The 15,423-nt window shown below is 66.2% G+C and carries 11 protein-coding genes; 5 read left to right on the forward strand and 6 right to left on the reverse strand.

Translation table 11 applies throughout. The features are described from left to right. Window positions 1-18 precede the first annotated feature (18 nt). The 5 genes from AC6A67_RS06730 to AC6A67_RS06750 form a co-directional block, all read right to left on the reverse strand. The gene (locus AC6A67_RS06730) at window positions 19-597 is read right to left on the reverse strand and encodes a gluconokinase (RefSeq protein ID WP_498035783.1); all 579 of its coding nucleotides are present in this window, start codon (window positions 595-597) and stop codon (window positions 19-21) included. A gap of 17 nt (window positions 598-614) precedes the next feature. Then, entirely contained in the window at window positions 615-1,382 is a 768-nt protein-coding gene (pgl, locus tag AC6A67_RS06735) for a 6-phosphogluconolactonase (RefSeq protein WP_498035784.1), read from the reverse strand. 121 nt (window positions 1,383-1,503) lie between these two features. After that, complete coding sequence (zwf, locus tag AC6A67_RS06740) at window positions 1,504-3,021, reverse strand: glucose-6-phosphate dehydrogenase (RefSeq protein WP_498035785.1); 1,518 nt, start codon at window positions 3,019-3,021, stop codon at window positions 1,504-1,506. Further along, window positions 3,018-4,058: a phosphogluconate dehydrogenase (NAD(+)-dependent, decarboxylating) gene (gene gnd, locus AC6A67_RS06745; protein ID WP_498035786.1), complete on the reverse strand. Its 1,041-nt coding sequence runs from the start codon at window positions 4,056-4,058 to the stop codon at window positions 3,018-3,020. The genes zwf and gnd overlap by 4 nt, the downstream gene beginning before the upstream one ends. A 143-nt stretch (window positions 4,059-4,201) precedes the next feature. Continuing rightward, window positions 4,202-7,036 carry a bifunctional transaldolase/phosoglucose isomerase gene (locus AC6A67_RS06750; protein ID WP_498035787.1) on the reverse strand — a complete coding sequence of 945 codons (2,835 nt, stop codon included), beginning with the start codon at window positions 7,034-7,036 and terminating at the stop codon, window positions 4,202-4,204. Window positions 7,037-7,724: 688 nt separating this feature from the next. Here AC6A67_RS06750 and AC6A67_RS06755 point away from each other — a divergent pair. From AC6A67_RS06755 to AC6A67_RS06775, 5 genes are all read left to right on the forward strand, one after another. Continuing rightward, on the forward strand, window positions 7,725-8,966 hold the full coding sequence (locus AC6A67_RS06755) for an ABC transporter substrate-binding protein (protein WP_498035795.1): 1,242 nt from the start codon (window positions 7,725-7,727) through the stop codon (window positions 8,964-8,966). Between the two features lie 361 nt (window positions 8,967-9,327). Further along, the gene (locus AC6A67_RS06760; protein ID WP_498035788.1) at window positions 9,328-9,543 is read left to right on the forward strand and encodes a hypothetical protein; all 216 of its coding nucleotides are present in this window, start codon (window positions 9,328-9,330) and stop codon (window positions 9,541-9,543) included. A gap of 473 nt (window positions 9,544-10,016) precedes the next feature. After that, the gene (locus AC6A67_RS06765; protein WP_498035789.1) at window positions 10,017-10,517 is read left to right on the forward strand and encodes a MaoC family dehydratase; all 501 of its coding nucleotides are present in this window, start codon (window positions 10,017-10,019) and stop codon (window positions 10,515-10,517) included. Between the two features lie 121 nt (window positions 10,518-10,638). After that, the gene (locus tag AC6A67_RS06770; RefSeq protein ID WP_498035790.1) at window positions 10,639-11,568 is read left to right on the forward strand and encodes an SDR family NAD(P)-dependent oxidoreductase; all 930 of its coding nucleotides are present in this window, start codon (window positions 10,639-10,641) and stop codon (window positions 11,566-11,568) included. 378 nt (window positions 11,569-11,946) lie between these two features. Then, on the forward strand, window positions 11,947-13,149 hold the full coding sequence (locus AC6A67_RS06775; protein WP_498035791.1) for an acetyl-CoA C-acyltransferase: 1,203 nt from the start codon (window positions 11,947-11,949) through the stop codon (window positions 13,147-13,149). A 220-nt stretch (window positions 13,150-13,369) separates the two neighbouring features. Here AC6A67_RS06775 and AC6A67_RS06780 read toward each other — a convergent pair whose 3' ends face one another. Continuing rightward, window positions 13,370-15,022, reverse strand: coding sequence for a choline dehydrogenase (locus tag AC6A67_RS06780; RefSeq protein ID WP_498035792.1), 1,653 nt, complete (start codon window positions 15,020-15,022; stop codon window positions 13,370-13,372). Window positions 15,023-15,423 lie beyond the last annotated feature (401 nt).

Raw genomic sequence — 15,423 nt, forward strand, 5'->3', positions numbered from 1 at the left:
GCTCACAGGCGGCTCCTTTCATGGCTCAGGCGCGGGGCGGTCGTGCCCGGCAGGCGCCAGCCCCGGAAAACGCGTGGCCAGCTGCGCCAAGGCCCTGGCGACAATCACCTCCGGCGCGGGCGCAACATCCAAAGCGATGACCGCTTCATCCGGGCCAGGCGGCTGCAGCGTCGCCAATTGACCATCCAGCATGGCGGCGCCCATGAAATGGCCGCTGCGCACGGCGAGCCGCTGGCGCAACAATTCCGGCGCGCCATGCAGCCACAGGATGGCGACATCCTTCGCCGCGCCAGCAATCTGTTGTCGATAGCACTGCTTCAGCGCCGAGCAGGCCAGGACCAGCTGGCGACCCTCTGCCCGGGCCCCGTCGATTGTCCGCCGCACTTGCGCCAGCCATGGGGCGCGGTCGGCGTCGTCCAGCGCATGGCCTGCGGCCATTTTCGCCACATTATTCGGCGGATGCAGGTCGTCGGCGTCGATAAACGCCCAGCCGAGCCGCGCCGCCAGCAGAAGGCCGATGGTGGTCTTGCCCGCGCCCGACACGCCCATCACGACGATCGCAGCCGGTTGCGCCCCAGCTTTGGCCTGTCGCGTCATCGCTGGCGGCGCCCCGCTCATGAGGGCGCGCCGTGACCGCCGAACTCAGCCCCGCCCGCCGCCGCCCGGTCGAGCAGCCACGACAGGGTCTCCCTGGCGCCAATATGCGCGGCGGGCAGGTCAGCGCCCGCCTGCAGGCGCGCCAGCACCGGGCGCTTGTCGGCGCCAGACACCAGAAAGGCGCTGTAGCGGGCGTTGTTCAGGGCGGGAAACGTCAGGGTGATGCGGGGCACGAACGGCGTCTGCCCGGCCTCCGGCACGGCGACCACCAGCCGGTCAGTCTCACTCAACGCCGGTTTGCCTGGAAACAGCGAGGCGGTGTGGCCATCGAGCCCGAGGCCGCAGATCATCGCGTCGAACAACGGCCGGCCTGGATCTTCAGCGGCGTCCACGGCCAGCTCGTGGCGCAGCAGCGCCTCATAATCTGCGGCGCATTGGTCGATGTCTGGCCCATAAGGGATCAGCCGCAGCTGCTCCGCCGCCACCGGCGCATGGTTGAACAGCGCCTCGCGCGCCATACGGGCGTTGCTGTCGGGGTGGTCATGCGGCACGAAGCGATCGTCGCCGAAATACCAGTCAATCTTCGGCCAGGGCAGGCGCGAGGCCCAGGCTGGCGTCGCCAGCAATTCATACAGGCGACGTGGGGTCGAACCGCCAGACAGGCAGACCCGCAGCCGGCGCGCGCCAGCCGCCTCTGCGTCGGCGAGCGCCTCCACCAGCCACACGGCGGCGCTGGCGGCGAGGCCAGCCTGATCGGCGGCGACGATGGTCTCTTCAATGGCCAAGGCGACCTCCTTGCGGGCGCTGTCGCGCCGGTCTCGACGGGTTAGCAGTGGCGCCAAGGCGCTGGCGGCGGCGCTACCGGCGCAGCGCCGGGCGCCGTCGCAAGTCCGATGACCGCCAGGCTCAGGTCAGCGGCCGCCAGGCGCGGCCATCGCGGCCGATCAGCCGGTTGGCCTCCTCAGGCCCGTCGGTGCCCGCCGGATAGCTGGCGATGTCCTTGCCGCCGGCTTTGGCCCATGCCTTCTGGAACGGCTCCACCGCAGCCCAGCCGGCCTCCACCGCGTCGGCGCGCTGGAACAGCATGCCGTCGCCGGTCATGCAGTCATAGATCAGCGTCTCATAGCCGGTGCTCGGGGCGGCGTCGAAGAAGTCATCGTAGCGGAAGGTCATGTCGACGCCGCGAATTTCCAGCTCCGGGCCGGGCGCCTTGACGTTAAAATGCAGCTTGATGTCCTCATCTGGCTGGATGCCCAGCACCAGAAAGTTCTGCGACAGGCTCTCGACCGGCGTGTTGCGGAACATGCTGACCGGCGCCTCCTTGAAGCGGATGGCGATCTCGGACTTGCGCACGCCCAGCGCCTTGCCGGTGCGCAGATAGAACGGCACGCCAGCCCAGCGCCAGGTGTCGATCATCAGCTTCATCGCCACATAGGTCTCGGTGGCGCTGTTGGGGGCGACGTCGGGGGCGTCGTGATAGCCGATGACCTTCTGCCCGCGCACCACGCCGCCCTCATAGGCGGCGCGCACCGAATGCTTCAGCGCCTCGGCGGGGGTGTACAGATTGATGGCCTGCAGCACCTCGGCCTTGGCGGCGCGCACGGCGTTGGCGTCGAAGCGCGACGGCGCCTCCATGGCGATCAGCGACAGCAGCTGGAACAGATGGTTGGGCACCATGTCGCGCAGCGCGCCGGTGGCGTCGTAAAATTTGCCGCGTCGCCCCACATCCACGGTTTCCGCAACGGTGATCTGTACATGGTCGACGTGATTGCGGTTCCACAATGGCTCGAACAGGCCATTGGCGAAGCGCAACATCATGATGTTCTGCACCGTCTCCTTGCCGAGGTAATGGTCCATGCGGAAGATCTGGTCCTCCTGCAGCACCTCCAGAAGCGCGGCGTTTAGCGCGCGGGCCGAGGCGAGGTCGGAGCCGAATGGCTTCTCGACGATCACCCGGCGCCAGCTGTCCTTGCTCTGCGTCACCATGCCGTTGTCGCCCAGCGCCGTGACGATCGGCGCAAAGCCGCTGGGCGGCGTGGCCAGATAAAAGATGCGGTTGCCGCCGCAGCCGACCTCCGCGTCGACCTTGTCGAGATGCTGCTTGAGCCGCTCGAAGCTGCCCTCCTGATCCGGGTCGGCCTGGACATAGCTGACATTCTTCAGCAGTCGCGCCACGGTCTTGCGGGTGATGGGCCGGGTGGCGAATTCCTGCAGCGCCTTTTCCAGCGCCGCCTTGAAATTGGCGTCGGTGTCCTCGCCGCGCGCCACGCCGACCAAAGCGAAATGATCTGGCAGCAGGTCGGTGGCGGCGAGGTTATATAGCGCCGGGGTCAGCAGGCGGCGGGTGAGGTCGCCGGACGCGCCAAAAATGACGAAGCAGCACGGGTCTGGCTGGGCCTGGTCGGCGGCGTCGACAGCGCTCATGCCTTGTTCTCCAAAGCTTTTCCTTCCATGCCAGTGACCGCGCGATCGGCGGCGCTGGGCGCGCCAGGCGCCTCGACATGGCCGCCGAAGCCCTTGCGCATGGCCGAGAGCATCTTCTCTGCGAAGGTATGCTCCTGGCGCGAGCGGAAGCGGGTGTAGAGCGCCGCCGTCAGCACCTCCGCCGGGGTCGCCTGCTCGATCGCCGCCTGGATGGTCCAGCGGCCTTCGCCGCTGTCATCGACATAACCGGAGAAGCCATCGAGCTTGCCATCCTGGGCGAGGGCGTCGGCGGTCAGATCGAGCAGCCAGGAGGTGACCACCGAGCCGCGCCGCCACACCTCGGCGACATCGGCGAGGTCGAAGCTGAAGCGCTCATTTTCGGGCCGCACCGGCGCGTCGGCGGATTTCAGAATGTCGAAGCCTTCGGCATAGGCCTGCATCATGCCGTATTCGATGCCATTGTGGATCATCTTGACGAAATGGCCGGCGCCGCTGGGGCCGGCGTGCAGATAGCCCTGCTCGACCCGTGGATCGCGCCCGTCGCGACCTGGCGTCGGCGGAATGTCGCCGCGACCAGGGGCCAGCGCCGCAAAGATCGGATCAAGCCGGGTCACGGCTTCGGCGTCGCCGCCGATCATCATGCAATAGCCGCGCTCCAGCCCCCAGACGCCGCCGCTGGTGCCGACGTCGATGTAGTGAACGCCCTTGCCCCTCAGGGCTTCAGCGCGGCGCACGTCGTCACGCCAGAAGCTGTTGCCGCCGTCGATGATGACGTCGCCTGGCGACAGCAATTCGCCCAGCTGCTGAACCGTATCCTCGGTGGGGACGCCAGCTGGCAGCATCACCCAGACGGCGCGCGGGGCGCTGAGCTTGCTGACCAGATCGGCGAGCGAGCTGGCGCCCTGGGCGCCTTCCGCCTCAAGCGTCGTCACCGCATCGGCGGCGCGGTCATAAACCACCGTTGCATGGCCGCGCTGCATCAGCCTGCGGACGATATTGCCGCCCATACGGCCAAGACCGATCATTCCAAGCTGCATTGTGACAACGCCTTTCCCTTACCAAACACGGTCGCGCCCAGGGGTGGGGGAGGCGCGCCGTCATCGTGATTGTCGTGTGCGACGGATACGCACGCGAGGGGCCCAGACAAAAATGGCGCGGAGCAGGGCTCCGCGCCGGATTATCAGGCCATGGCCGCCGCCAGTTGCGCGAGGCCCTGTTCGACGTCGCCCGCGATGTGGACGCGCAGGTAACGCCGGCCGCGCTCGTCGAGCACCGCCAGATCACCGGCCGCCTGGGCGGCGAGCACCTGGCTGAAGCTCAGGGTCCGGCCGGGCACCGGCAGATCCTGAGCATGATCGGTGGTGATCTGGACGAATACCCCGCTATTGGGACCGCCCTTGTAGGCCTGACCGGTGGAGTGCAGGAAGCGCGGGCCAAAGCCGAGACAGGTGGCGACATGGCGCCGGGCCAGCGCCGCCTGGCGCGCCCCCTGCAACAGTTCGGCGTGGCGATCATTGCGCTGGATATAGGCCAGCAAGGCGAGGTAATCGCCAGGCTGCAGCCGGGCCAGATGCGCCTGCACCGCCCCGGCGAGGCCATTGCTGGCGGCGCCGGCGGCGATGGCGGCGGCCCCCTCCTGATCCGAATACAGGGTGAAGGCGCCCAATTGCGCCACGGCGGGCTGGGCCGGCAACTGGCCGGTCTGCTCGATCGCAGCGCTCAGCTCGCGGGTCTTGACCTTGCTGGCCTCGACATCCGGCTGGTCAAACGGGTTGATGCCGATCACCGACCCCGCCACGGCGGTGGCGATCTCAAAGCGGAAGAACTCCTGGATAATGCGCTCGGCGGCGGCGATCTCGATGCGCACCACCGGATGACCAGCCTGCTCCAGCGCCTGGACGAAGGCGTCCTGGGCGAGGTTGGAGGCCTTGCGCATGCGCAGATAGACGAACACCCGGTCGGCGCCATAGGCGCTGACGTCGGTGGTCGGCTCATTGTCGATCGGGATCAGCCCCTTGCCCTGCTTGCCGGTGGATTCGGCGATCAGCTGCTCGGCCCAGGCGCCGAAGCTGCGAATGGCCGGCGAGGCGATCAGCGTCACCTTGTTGCGGCCAGCCTGCGCGGCGGCCCCGAGGATCAGGCCAAGCTGCACGCCCGGATTGTCGGCGGGCGGCGCATCCGGGCCACAGCTCCACGCCATGGTGCGGGCGTTGCGAATGAACTGGCGCAGGTCCATGCCGATCGCCGCCGCCGGCACGAGGCCAAAGCGCGACAACACGGCGTAGCGGCCGCCGATGGATGGCTCGCCGTGGAAGATCCGCCAGAAGCCGCTGTCCTTCGCCACCTGCTCCATGGACGAACCTGGATCGGTAATGGCGACAAAGCGGCTGCCGACCTGCTCGCGGCCTAGCGCCGCCGCCACCTTCTCATAGAAATAATCCTTGAGAATGTTCGGCTCCAGCGTCGAGCCGGACTTGCTGGCGACGATGAACAGGGTGCGCTTGAGATTGATCTGCGCCTCCACGGCGGCGATCTGCTCCGGATCGGTGGAATCTATCACATGCAGCTTCACGGCGCGGCCCTGCGAGCCAAAGGTCGCGGCCAGCACCTCCGGCCCAAGGCTTGAGCCGCCCATGCCGATCAGCAGCGCGTCATTGAACTCCAGCGCCGCAATGTCGCGCTGGAACTTGATCAGATCCTCGACCCGGTCGCGCTCGGTGAAGATCACCCGGAGCCAGCCCAGCCATTTGGCCTCGTCAGTCCCGGTCCACAGGCTGGCGTCGCCAGCCCACAGGCGGCGGATGGCGCCAGACGCGCGCCATTTCTCAGTGAGCGCGGCGACGGAGTCGGCGATGTCCTGCGGCAGGCTCGCCGTCTGGCTGTTGAGGCGATCGCCCAGCGCCGCGGTGCGCTTGCGCGCCACCGAACCCAGCAATTTGTCGGCGGCCTCGGCGAACAGCCGCACGCCGTCCACCACCAGGGCGCGGGCCTCGGCCTCAATGTCTATGCCCAGCCCCGCAATGGCGCCCATCACGGCTTCGGCCTCGGCCACATCGGCTTCGAGGGTGAAACCGGCGCGGCCGTGGTCGCGGAAGGCGTCCATGGTCGCCGGCGGCAAAGTGTTGACGGTGTCCGGGCCGATCAGCTCATCGACATAAAGCACATCGCTATAGGCCTTGTTTTTTGTGCCGGTGGAGGCCCACAGCAGACGCTGGGCGCGGGCGCCAGCGGCGCGCAGGTCGGCGAAATCTTCGCCGAACAGCCGCTTGTAGCGCTGGTAGGCCAGCTTGCCATTGGCGATGGCCACCTTGCCTTGCAGCGCCAGGATGCGCTCGGCGTCAGCGCCCGCGGCGCTGGCGGCGGCGGCCTCCAGCCGCTTGTCCACCGCCACGTCGATGCGGCTGATGAAGAAGCTGGCGACGCTGGCGATACGGCTGATGTCGCCGCCATTGCGCAGGCGCTCGCGCAGGCCGTCAATGTAAGCGTTGGCCACCTGCTCATAGACGCTCTGCGAGAACAGCAGCGTCACATTGATGTTGAGGCCTTCGCTGATCAGGGTGCGAATGGCAGGGATGCCAGCTGGCGTCGCCGGCACCTTGACCATCAGATTGGGGCGGTCGACCTCGATCCAGAAGCGCCGGGCCTCGGCGATGGTGCCCTCGGTGTCGTCAGCCAGATAGGGCGACACCTCGAGGCTAACGTAGCCGTCGCCGCCATTGGTCGAATCGTAAACCGGACGCAGCACGTCGGCGGCGCGGCGGATGTCCTGCATCGACAGGTGATCATACAGCGCCGACACCGAGGCGTCGGAACCGGCGAGGAAGCTGGCGGCGGCGGCGTCATATTCGTCGGTGTCGGCGATGGCCTTCTCAAAAATCGCCGGATTGGAGGTCACGCCACGCAGATCGTCATTGTCGACGAGGCGCTTCAGCTCTCCCTTCTCGATGAAGCTGCGGGAGAGGAAGTCCAGCCATGCAGCCTGACCGAAATCTGACAGCGTCTTGAGAGGATTCATACGTTCCGCTTTCTTTTCGTGTCTCGCCGGATCGCAGGCGACGATCCGCGCCGGCAGGCGCAAAAGGCCGCGCCACGTCATCTCGCTCAAGGCTACGCGGCGTCGCGCAGCCCCAGAAGCGCCCCAGACATGGCAGCCAAACGTGACAGAAAGACAGCGCGCCTGTCTGACGTCGGCCATGACCTTGTCAGATAATCGTGCGCCCGCGCCGGTTCTGCAACCACCCCCCAGACGGCAAAGCCCGTCGCGCGGGCCAAGGCGGCCAGCCCGGCGCCCGAATTCTGCACAATTGCGCCCCACGCCCGCCTGCAGCGGAGTGGAAGGAGGGGCCGCCTACAACGATTGTTTAAATTGACCCCAGTGAAGCACTGTTCCACGCTAGTCATAAGCGAGGATCAAGGGGCGGCTTTTACGTGGTTTCGCGGCGCAAACCGCGATCATGAACACGTATTTCTGGCTCGCAGCGGGCGATAACTGGAGCACGTGTTCGTGTTGCAGCGGGAAGTCATGCGGAAAGGCCAGCGTGGCTGTCGCCTGTGCATGGCGCCAGGCGATGCGGCGCTCCCGGCGCGCAGGCCGGTCATTTCGCGCTCACGCCGGTCATCGCGCGCTCACCGACCATAAGTTCAACAGGCCCTGGAGCGCCTCGCAGCACAGATAATCATCAGGGAGTTACGCCGTGACAATCATGCGGAAGACAAAAGGACGTGGTCTGGCCTCCGCCATTCTGGGAGCCGCCTCCCTCGGGGCGGTGGCCATCGCCATGGCCGGGCCCGCCATGGCGCAGCAGCCGATCCCGATCAAGATCGGCGTGCTCAACGACCGCGCCGGGCTGTATTCGGATGTGACCGGCGAGGGCTCGGCCGTTGCGGCGCGGATGGCCGTGGAAGATTTCAAGGCCAATGACAAGGGCATGAAGGTGGAGGTGGTCGTCGGCGATCACCAGAACAAGCCGGACATTGGCTCGACCATCGCCCGCCAGTGGATTGATCAGGATGGCGTCGACGTCATCGCCGACGTGCCGACCTCATCGGTGGGCCTCGCTGTCAATGAAGTGGTGCGTGAGAAAAACAAGGTTTATCTGAATTCCGGCACGGGCTCGTCTGACCTCACCGGCAAGCATTGTTCGCCCAATACCGTGCACTGGACCTATGACACGGCGGCCTTGTCCAACGGCACCGCCAAGGCGATGATCCAGCGCGGCGGCGACAGCTGGTATTTCATCACCGCTGACTACGCCTTTGGCCAGGCGCTGGAGCGTGACGCCAGCAATGTCATCAACAAGTCTGGCGGCAAGGTGCTTGGTTCGGTCAAGCATCCGCTGAACAATCCGGATTTCTCCTCGCAATTGCTGCAGGCCCAGGGCTCGAAGGCCAAGGTTGTGGCGCTGGCCAATGCCGGCGGCGACACCATCAACGCCGTCAAGCAGGCGGGTGAATTCGGCCTCACCCAGGGCGGCCAGAACCTCGCGGGCCTTTTGATCTTCTCCTCCGATATCCACGCGCTGGGGACCAAGACCGCTCAGGGACTGGTGCTGACCGAGGCGTTTTACTGGGATCTCAATGACAAGACCCGGGACTTCTCCAAGCGCTTCGCCGCCAAATTCGGCGGCAAGATGCCGACCTCGGTGCATGCCGGCGTCTATGGCTCGGTATTGCACTATCTGAAGGCGGTTGAGGCGCTGAAGAGCAAGGACCCCAAGGCGGTGATGGCCAGGATGAAAGAGACGCCCATCGATGACCCGCTGATGGGCAAGGGCTACATCCGTCCCGACGGTCGCGCCATCCACGACATGTATCTGTTCGAGGTCAAGAAGCCTGAAGAGTCGAAGGGTCCGTGGGACCTGTACAAGGTGCTGGCCACCATCCCCGGCGAGCAGGCCTTCCGCCCGCTTGAGGACGGCGGCTGCGCGCTGGTGACCAAGAAGTAAGCTGTGGCGGCGGCGCCCACGATGTGCGGGCGCCGCTACTGTCTTTGACGCTGCTGGAAGGATTGGCGGCGCGACCGTCGCCTATCGTCGCAGCACATGATCAACGTCCCCGATGGACGATCAGGCGCCGTCGCTGGCAGCTGCCGGCGCCCGCTCGCTGAACCCCTTATGCGGGCGGCGGCGACCCTGGCCACGTCGTCGCATGACTGGCGCATCGGCGGTCGGCGTATCCTGTGCGGGTCGCCGTATCTGACATATTTTGCCGCGAATATTTCATCGCCGCCGCCTATTGCCGGCTCAATTCCAGTATTTGATCGTCATGTCGATCAATATGACAAACGAATACTGGAAAGATTTTTTCATGAACACCAGATTGACCCTCGCCGCCGTCGCGGTGATTCTCAGCGCGCTGCCAGCCCTCGCCTGTTCGCTGGCGCCATCCTCCGGCGCCTGTGAGCGTCAGCGGCGTTGTGCCGAACAGCCATGGTATCTGACGCCCTTCTGCTACCTGGGCGCCAACCATCATGACCAGACGCCCGACAACCAGCAGGAGCCGGATAACCAGCAGGCGCGCTGACGATCAGGTGAACTCCATGGTGCCCGAGGCCCGTGGCCGGGAGCCTGGGCGGCGCCGGCTTGCGCTGCCCGCTGCAGGGTGGGTTCGGCAGCATTGGCTGGCCCTGTCGCATGCTGCAGGGTCGGCGCCGTCCGCCGGTCCATGTCCTGATTGCATCGCGTGTCGGCGGCCCTTGCGCCGCCGCCGCTGGACCACGCATCTGCGATAATTTATCCAGAAATGCAGGCTGTACGGCTTGCGCGGCGCCTGGGCGCAGGGCCAGCACGAGCTTGCGCCCAGGATCTCAAGGCGCTGTTGGCTACCAGCTCTTGTCGTCAAGAGCTGCTGGCCTAAAGCTGCTTGCCTGAAGTTCCTGGCCACCAGTCAATGGCCACAAAAAGTTCAGCACGATCTGCTTCAGAACTGGCGGATCGTGTTTTATGACAGGCGCGGTATGAAACCGGGCGCAACGACGTCCCCGGGGAGGAGATAATATGAGCAATGCAACGGCTTCCGCCGACAATTCTGCTGCCGCCAAGGTCGAGCTGACCCCTGAAGAACTCGAGGCCATGGTTGGCAAGGAGGTCGGCGTCTCGCGCTGGATCGAGGTCAACCAGGACCGCATCAACCAGTTCGCCGATGTCACCGAGGACTGGCAGTTCATCCACGTCAATCCCGAAGCTGCGGCCAAGACCCCCTTCGGCACGACCATCGCCCACGGCTTCCTCACCATGTCCTTGATGGTGCCGATGTCCTATGAGGTGCTGCCTGGCATCAAGGGCCGCCACATGGGCGTCAATTACGGTCTCGACAAGTTGCGCTTCCTCGCGCCGGTGAAGTCTGGCAAGCGGATTCGCGGCCGGTTCGTGCTCAAGGAATTCACCCGCAAGTCGCCGACGCAGATCCTGCTGAAGCATGAGGTGACCGTGGAGATCGAGGGCGAGGACAAGCCCGCCCTGATCGCCGAGTGGCTGGGCATGAGCTTCATCGCCTGAGCGTCGTCATCACCTATCAGTTCATAACAATGGCATCGCGCCGTGCGCCATCATGGGCGCAGGGCGCGACGCCTGGCAGAGCCGTGATCCGCACGGCCATACGACCAGGGACAGGACCTAAATGAGCATCCGGTTTGACAATCGCGTCGCCATCGTGACCGGCGCGGGCAACGGCCTTGGCCGCTCGCATGCGCTGCAGCTGGCCGCGCGCGGCGCGAAGGTGGTTGTGAATGACTTCGGCGGCGCCCGCGACGGCACCGGCGGCAGCTGCGAGGCGGCTGAGAAGGTGGTCGCCGAGATCATCGCCGCTGGCGGCGAGGCCATCGGCAATGGCGCCGACGTCTCCAACCGGGAGCATGTCGACGCCATGGTCAAGGCGGCGATGGATAAATGGGGCCGCGTCGACATTCTCGTCAATAACGCCGGCATCCTGCGCGACAAGACCTTCGCCAAGATGACTCTCGACGATTTCTGGAAAGTTATGGATGTGCACGTCATGGGCACGGCCAATTGCACCAGGGCCGTCTGGGAGATCATGCGTGAGCAGAACTACGGCCGCATTCTGGTGACGGCTTCGGCCACCGGCATTTACGGCAATTTCGGCCAGGCCAATTACGGCGCCGCCAAGGCCGCCATGGTCGGGCTGATGAACGTGCTGCATCTGGAAGGCGCGTCGAAGAACATCCGCATCAACACGCTGGCGCCCGCCGCCGCCACCCGCATGACCGAAGAGCTGATGGCCCCGGCCATGCTGGAGATGATGACGCCAGAGATGATCTCGCCTGGCGTGCTGTATCTGCTCTCGGAAGATGCGCCGTCGAAGGTGATCCTCGAAGCTGCGGCTGGCGTCTATGCCCAGACCCGCATCTACCAGACCCGCGGCGCCTATCTGAAGCCCGAGGACAATACGCCCGAAGGCGTCGCCGCCAATTGGGCGAAGATCACCGATCCGGCGGGCCAGCGCGAGGTCAGCGGCGCCGGCGAGCAGACGGCGAATTTCGTCACCCTCGCCGCCGAGGCCCAGGGCATCACCCTGCCAGGCCGGGGCTGAACCACATGACGGGCGCCGCGAGGCGCCCGTTGTCGTTTTCGCCCTGGTTTATTGCGGGCGCAGGCCCTCGCGCCAGCCGATGCTGGCAGATTGGCCTGGGTCCAAAGTCTTAGCCAGGCCGCACGGCGCCGTGGCTGGACAGGACGGCGCCGCCGCCCGATGATCGCCGCCGCATTGGTCGGCCTGGTCAGCCGCGCCGGCTGGCGGCGACAGGTCCGGGCCGGCGCCGGGACTGAGGCAGGAGAAACCATGACAAGACGGCGAAGCCGCGGGCGTGGGACGCAGCATACGTACAATCAGGCCCGTCGCCCGTCTGGGCTGGCAGGGCGTGCGCCAGGCCGCTCTGGCAGGCGCAGACAGATTTAATTGGAGGACGCCATGAGAGAGGCAGTTATCGTTTCCACCGCCCGCACGCCGATCGGCAAGGCGTTTCGCGGCGCGTTCAACAACACCCAGTCGCAGGAACTGGGCGGCCACGCCATCCGCCATGCGGTGGCGCGTTCGGGCGTTGATCCGGCGGAGATCCAGGACGTGGTCATTGGCGCTGCCATGCAGCAGGGCGCCCAGGGGCTGAACATCGCCCGCCAGGCCGCCATGCGCGCCGGGCTGCCGGTGACGGTGGCCGGCATGTCGCTCGACCGCCAGTGCGCCTCGGGCATGATGGCCATCGCCACCGCCGCTAAAGAGATCATCACCGACGGCATGGACGTCAATGTCGGCGGCGGCCTCGATTCGATCTCGCTGGTGCAGAACGAACACCAGAACCACTACCGCGCCCGCGACCCGTGGCTGACCCAGCACGTGCCGGCGCTGTACATGAGCATGCTCGAGACGGCGGAGACGGTTGGCGAGCGCTATGGCGTGTCGCGTGAGGCCCAGGACCGCTACGCCGCCCAGTCGCAGGAGCGCACCGCCGCCGCCCAGGCCGCCGGCAAGTTCGACGACGAGATCGTGCCGCTGCCTTCGGTGATGAAGGTGCAGGACAAGGTCTCGGGCGAGGTCAAGGACGTCGAGACCACCCTGACCAAGGACGAAGGCAACCGCCCTGGCACCAGCTACGAGAACCTGTCGCAGCTGCAGCCGGTGTTCAAGGACGGCATGGTCATCAAGCAGGGCAAGCACATCACCGCCGGCAACGCCTCGCAGCTGTCGGACGGCGCCTCTGCCGCCGTGCTGATGGAGGCGAAGCTGGCCGAGAAGCGCGGCCTGCAGCCGCTCGGCATCTATCGCGGCATCGCCGTGGCCGGTTGCGAGCCGGACGAGATGGGCATTGGCCCGGTGTTCGCCGTGCCGAAGCTGCTCAAGGCGCATGGCCTGAAGGTCGAGGACATCGGCCTGTGGGAGCTGAACGAGGCCTTCGCCGTGCAGGTGCTGTATTGTCGCGACCGGCTCGGCATTCCGGATGAGCTGCTCAACGTCAATGGCGGCGCCATCTCCATCGGCCACCCTTATGGCATGTCCGGCGCCCGTATGGTTGGCCACGCGCTGATCGAGGGCAAGCGCCGTGGCGCCAAATACGTGGTCTGCACCATGTGCGTCGGCGGCGGCATGGGCGCGGCGGGCCTGTTTGAGGTCGCCTGATCGCCGGGCTGGCGCGACGCCTCACAGGCCCAGGCTTGGTGGGGCGCCGGGTCGGTCATGTATGCTGACAGAAAAGCGCGCCGGTCGGGATCCGACCGGCGCTGCTGTTTTCAGGCGATGAGCGCGGCGCAAGCGCCGCGTGGGGCTGGCGCATCCCAGAAACCGGGCGGCGCCTGAGTGTTGCAGGCCGCAGTTGCGCCAGCGTCTCGGTAGCCGCACATCACGCCGCGTCGCGGCCGCCGTCTTCGGCGATGGCGACGATCTCCTGCGGCAGGGGCGGGCGGCCGCGAATGTCGTCAGAGATCTTCTCGGCGATCATGATGGTCGGCGCATTGGTGTTGCCGCCGACCAGCGTCGGCATCACCGAGGCGTCGACGACGCGCAGGCCGCTGAGGCCATGCACGCGGCAGCGCTCGTCAACCACGGCCATGCGGTCAGCGCCCATGCGGGCCGAGCCCACCGGATGGTAGATGGTCTCCGCCGTATGGCGCACCCATGCGTCGAGCGCCTCATCGCTCTGCACGGCGTCGCCGGGGCCAAACTCCGGCCCACGATAGGCGGCCATGGCCTGCTGGTCGACGATAGTGCGCACCATGCGGATGCCATCACGCAACACGCGCCGATCCGCCTCCGCCGCCAGATAATTCGGCTGGATCAGGGCGTGCCGGGCCGGATCGGGCGAATGCAGGCCGATATATCCCCGGCTTTCCGGGCGCAGCTGGCAGACATGGATGGTGAAGCCATGGCGGTCGGACTGGATGCGAGCGTGATCACGCATCATCGCCGCGACGAAATGGATCTGGACGTCGGGGACCTCCAGCTCCGGGCGGGTTTTCAGGAACGCGCCCGATTCCAGCCCCTGCGACCGCCCCAGACCCTTGCCGAACAGCAGATATTGCAGCCCGGTCTTGAGCTGGGCGATGGGCATGGTCTGGCTGTGCAGGGTGACGGGAAGCTTGCACTCATAGATCGGCGTCACGTCCAGATGGTCCTGGAGGTTCTGGCCGACGCCGGGCAGGTCGGCGATCGCCGCGATGCCAAAGCCGCGCAGATATTCAGCATCGCCGACGCCGGAGAGCATCAGGATCTGCGGCGTGTTGACGGCGCCGCCGGAGAGGATGACCTCGCTATTGGCGCGCGCCCGGCGGGTCTGGCCGCCCTGGACAAAATCGACGCCGACGGCGCGCTTGCCCTCGAACACCACGCGGGTGGTGAGGGCGTTGACCTCGATACGCAGATTGGGCCGCTTCAGCGCTGGCTTTAGATAGGCTGCGGCGGCGCTGCAACGGCGACCGTTGCGGATGGTCAGCTGATAGGGGCCGACGCCCTCCTGCTGCGGACCGTTGAAGTCATGCGTGTAAGGGTAGCCCGCCTGGCGGCCAGCCTCGACAAAGGCGTCGAACAGCACATTGGTCTTGAGCGCGTTGCTGACGCCCAATGGGCCCGCGCTGCCGTGGAACGCGTCGGCGCCGTTCTCATTGCCTTCGGCGCGGCGGAAATAGGGCAGCACGTCGGCAAAGCCCCAGCCGGCGTTTCCCATCTGCCGCCACAAATCATAGTCACGGGCGTGGCCGCGAATGTAGATCATGCCATTGATCGATGACGAGCCGCCCAGCACCTTGCCGCGCGGCCAGAACAATTTGCGTCCGTCGAGGTGCTGCTGCGGCTCGGTGTAATAATACCAATTGGCCTTCTCGCCGCCGATCAGCTTGCCGACGCCCGCCGGCATATGGATCAGCAGGCTCTTGTCGCGATCGCCTGCCTCCAGCAGCAAGACCCGGGTCCTGGGGTCTTCCGTCAGCCGGTTGGCCAGCACGCAGCCAGCGCTGCCAGCGCCGACGATGATGTAATCATAACTATCCATGACGCCCATCCCTGGCCAGCGCCCCCGCGCCCCAACGCCAGCCGCGCCACAGGCGGGCCAGTCTGGCGGAGCGCAGCGCACGGCAGGCGATCCGTGGGCGTTGCGTCCGCTGCGGGATCACGCGCCAGGACGTCCCGCAGCGGCCTGGCCTGCCGCGCTGACGCGCACGCCCCGCGCGTTGAGTGTTTCGGATATGGGGCGGATAGGCAAGCATACGGTCCGTCGCCGGTGTTGAACTATGGTATAAGCTGCGTGGGGTAAACTATTCCCCGGAAAATGCGCCCGTTGTCTGGCTGGATAATACATCAGGTCAGACGAAAGCGATTACGGTGAAGGTCGGTGGGGCGGCTCATAATCCTGTGACTGAGGTGTCGGGCTTTTTGCGGGCGCGTGTTACGCCACGCGTCCCT

This window comes from Camelimonas sp. FR25, from assembly GCF_059740505.1.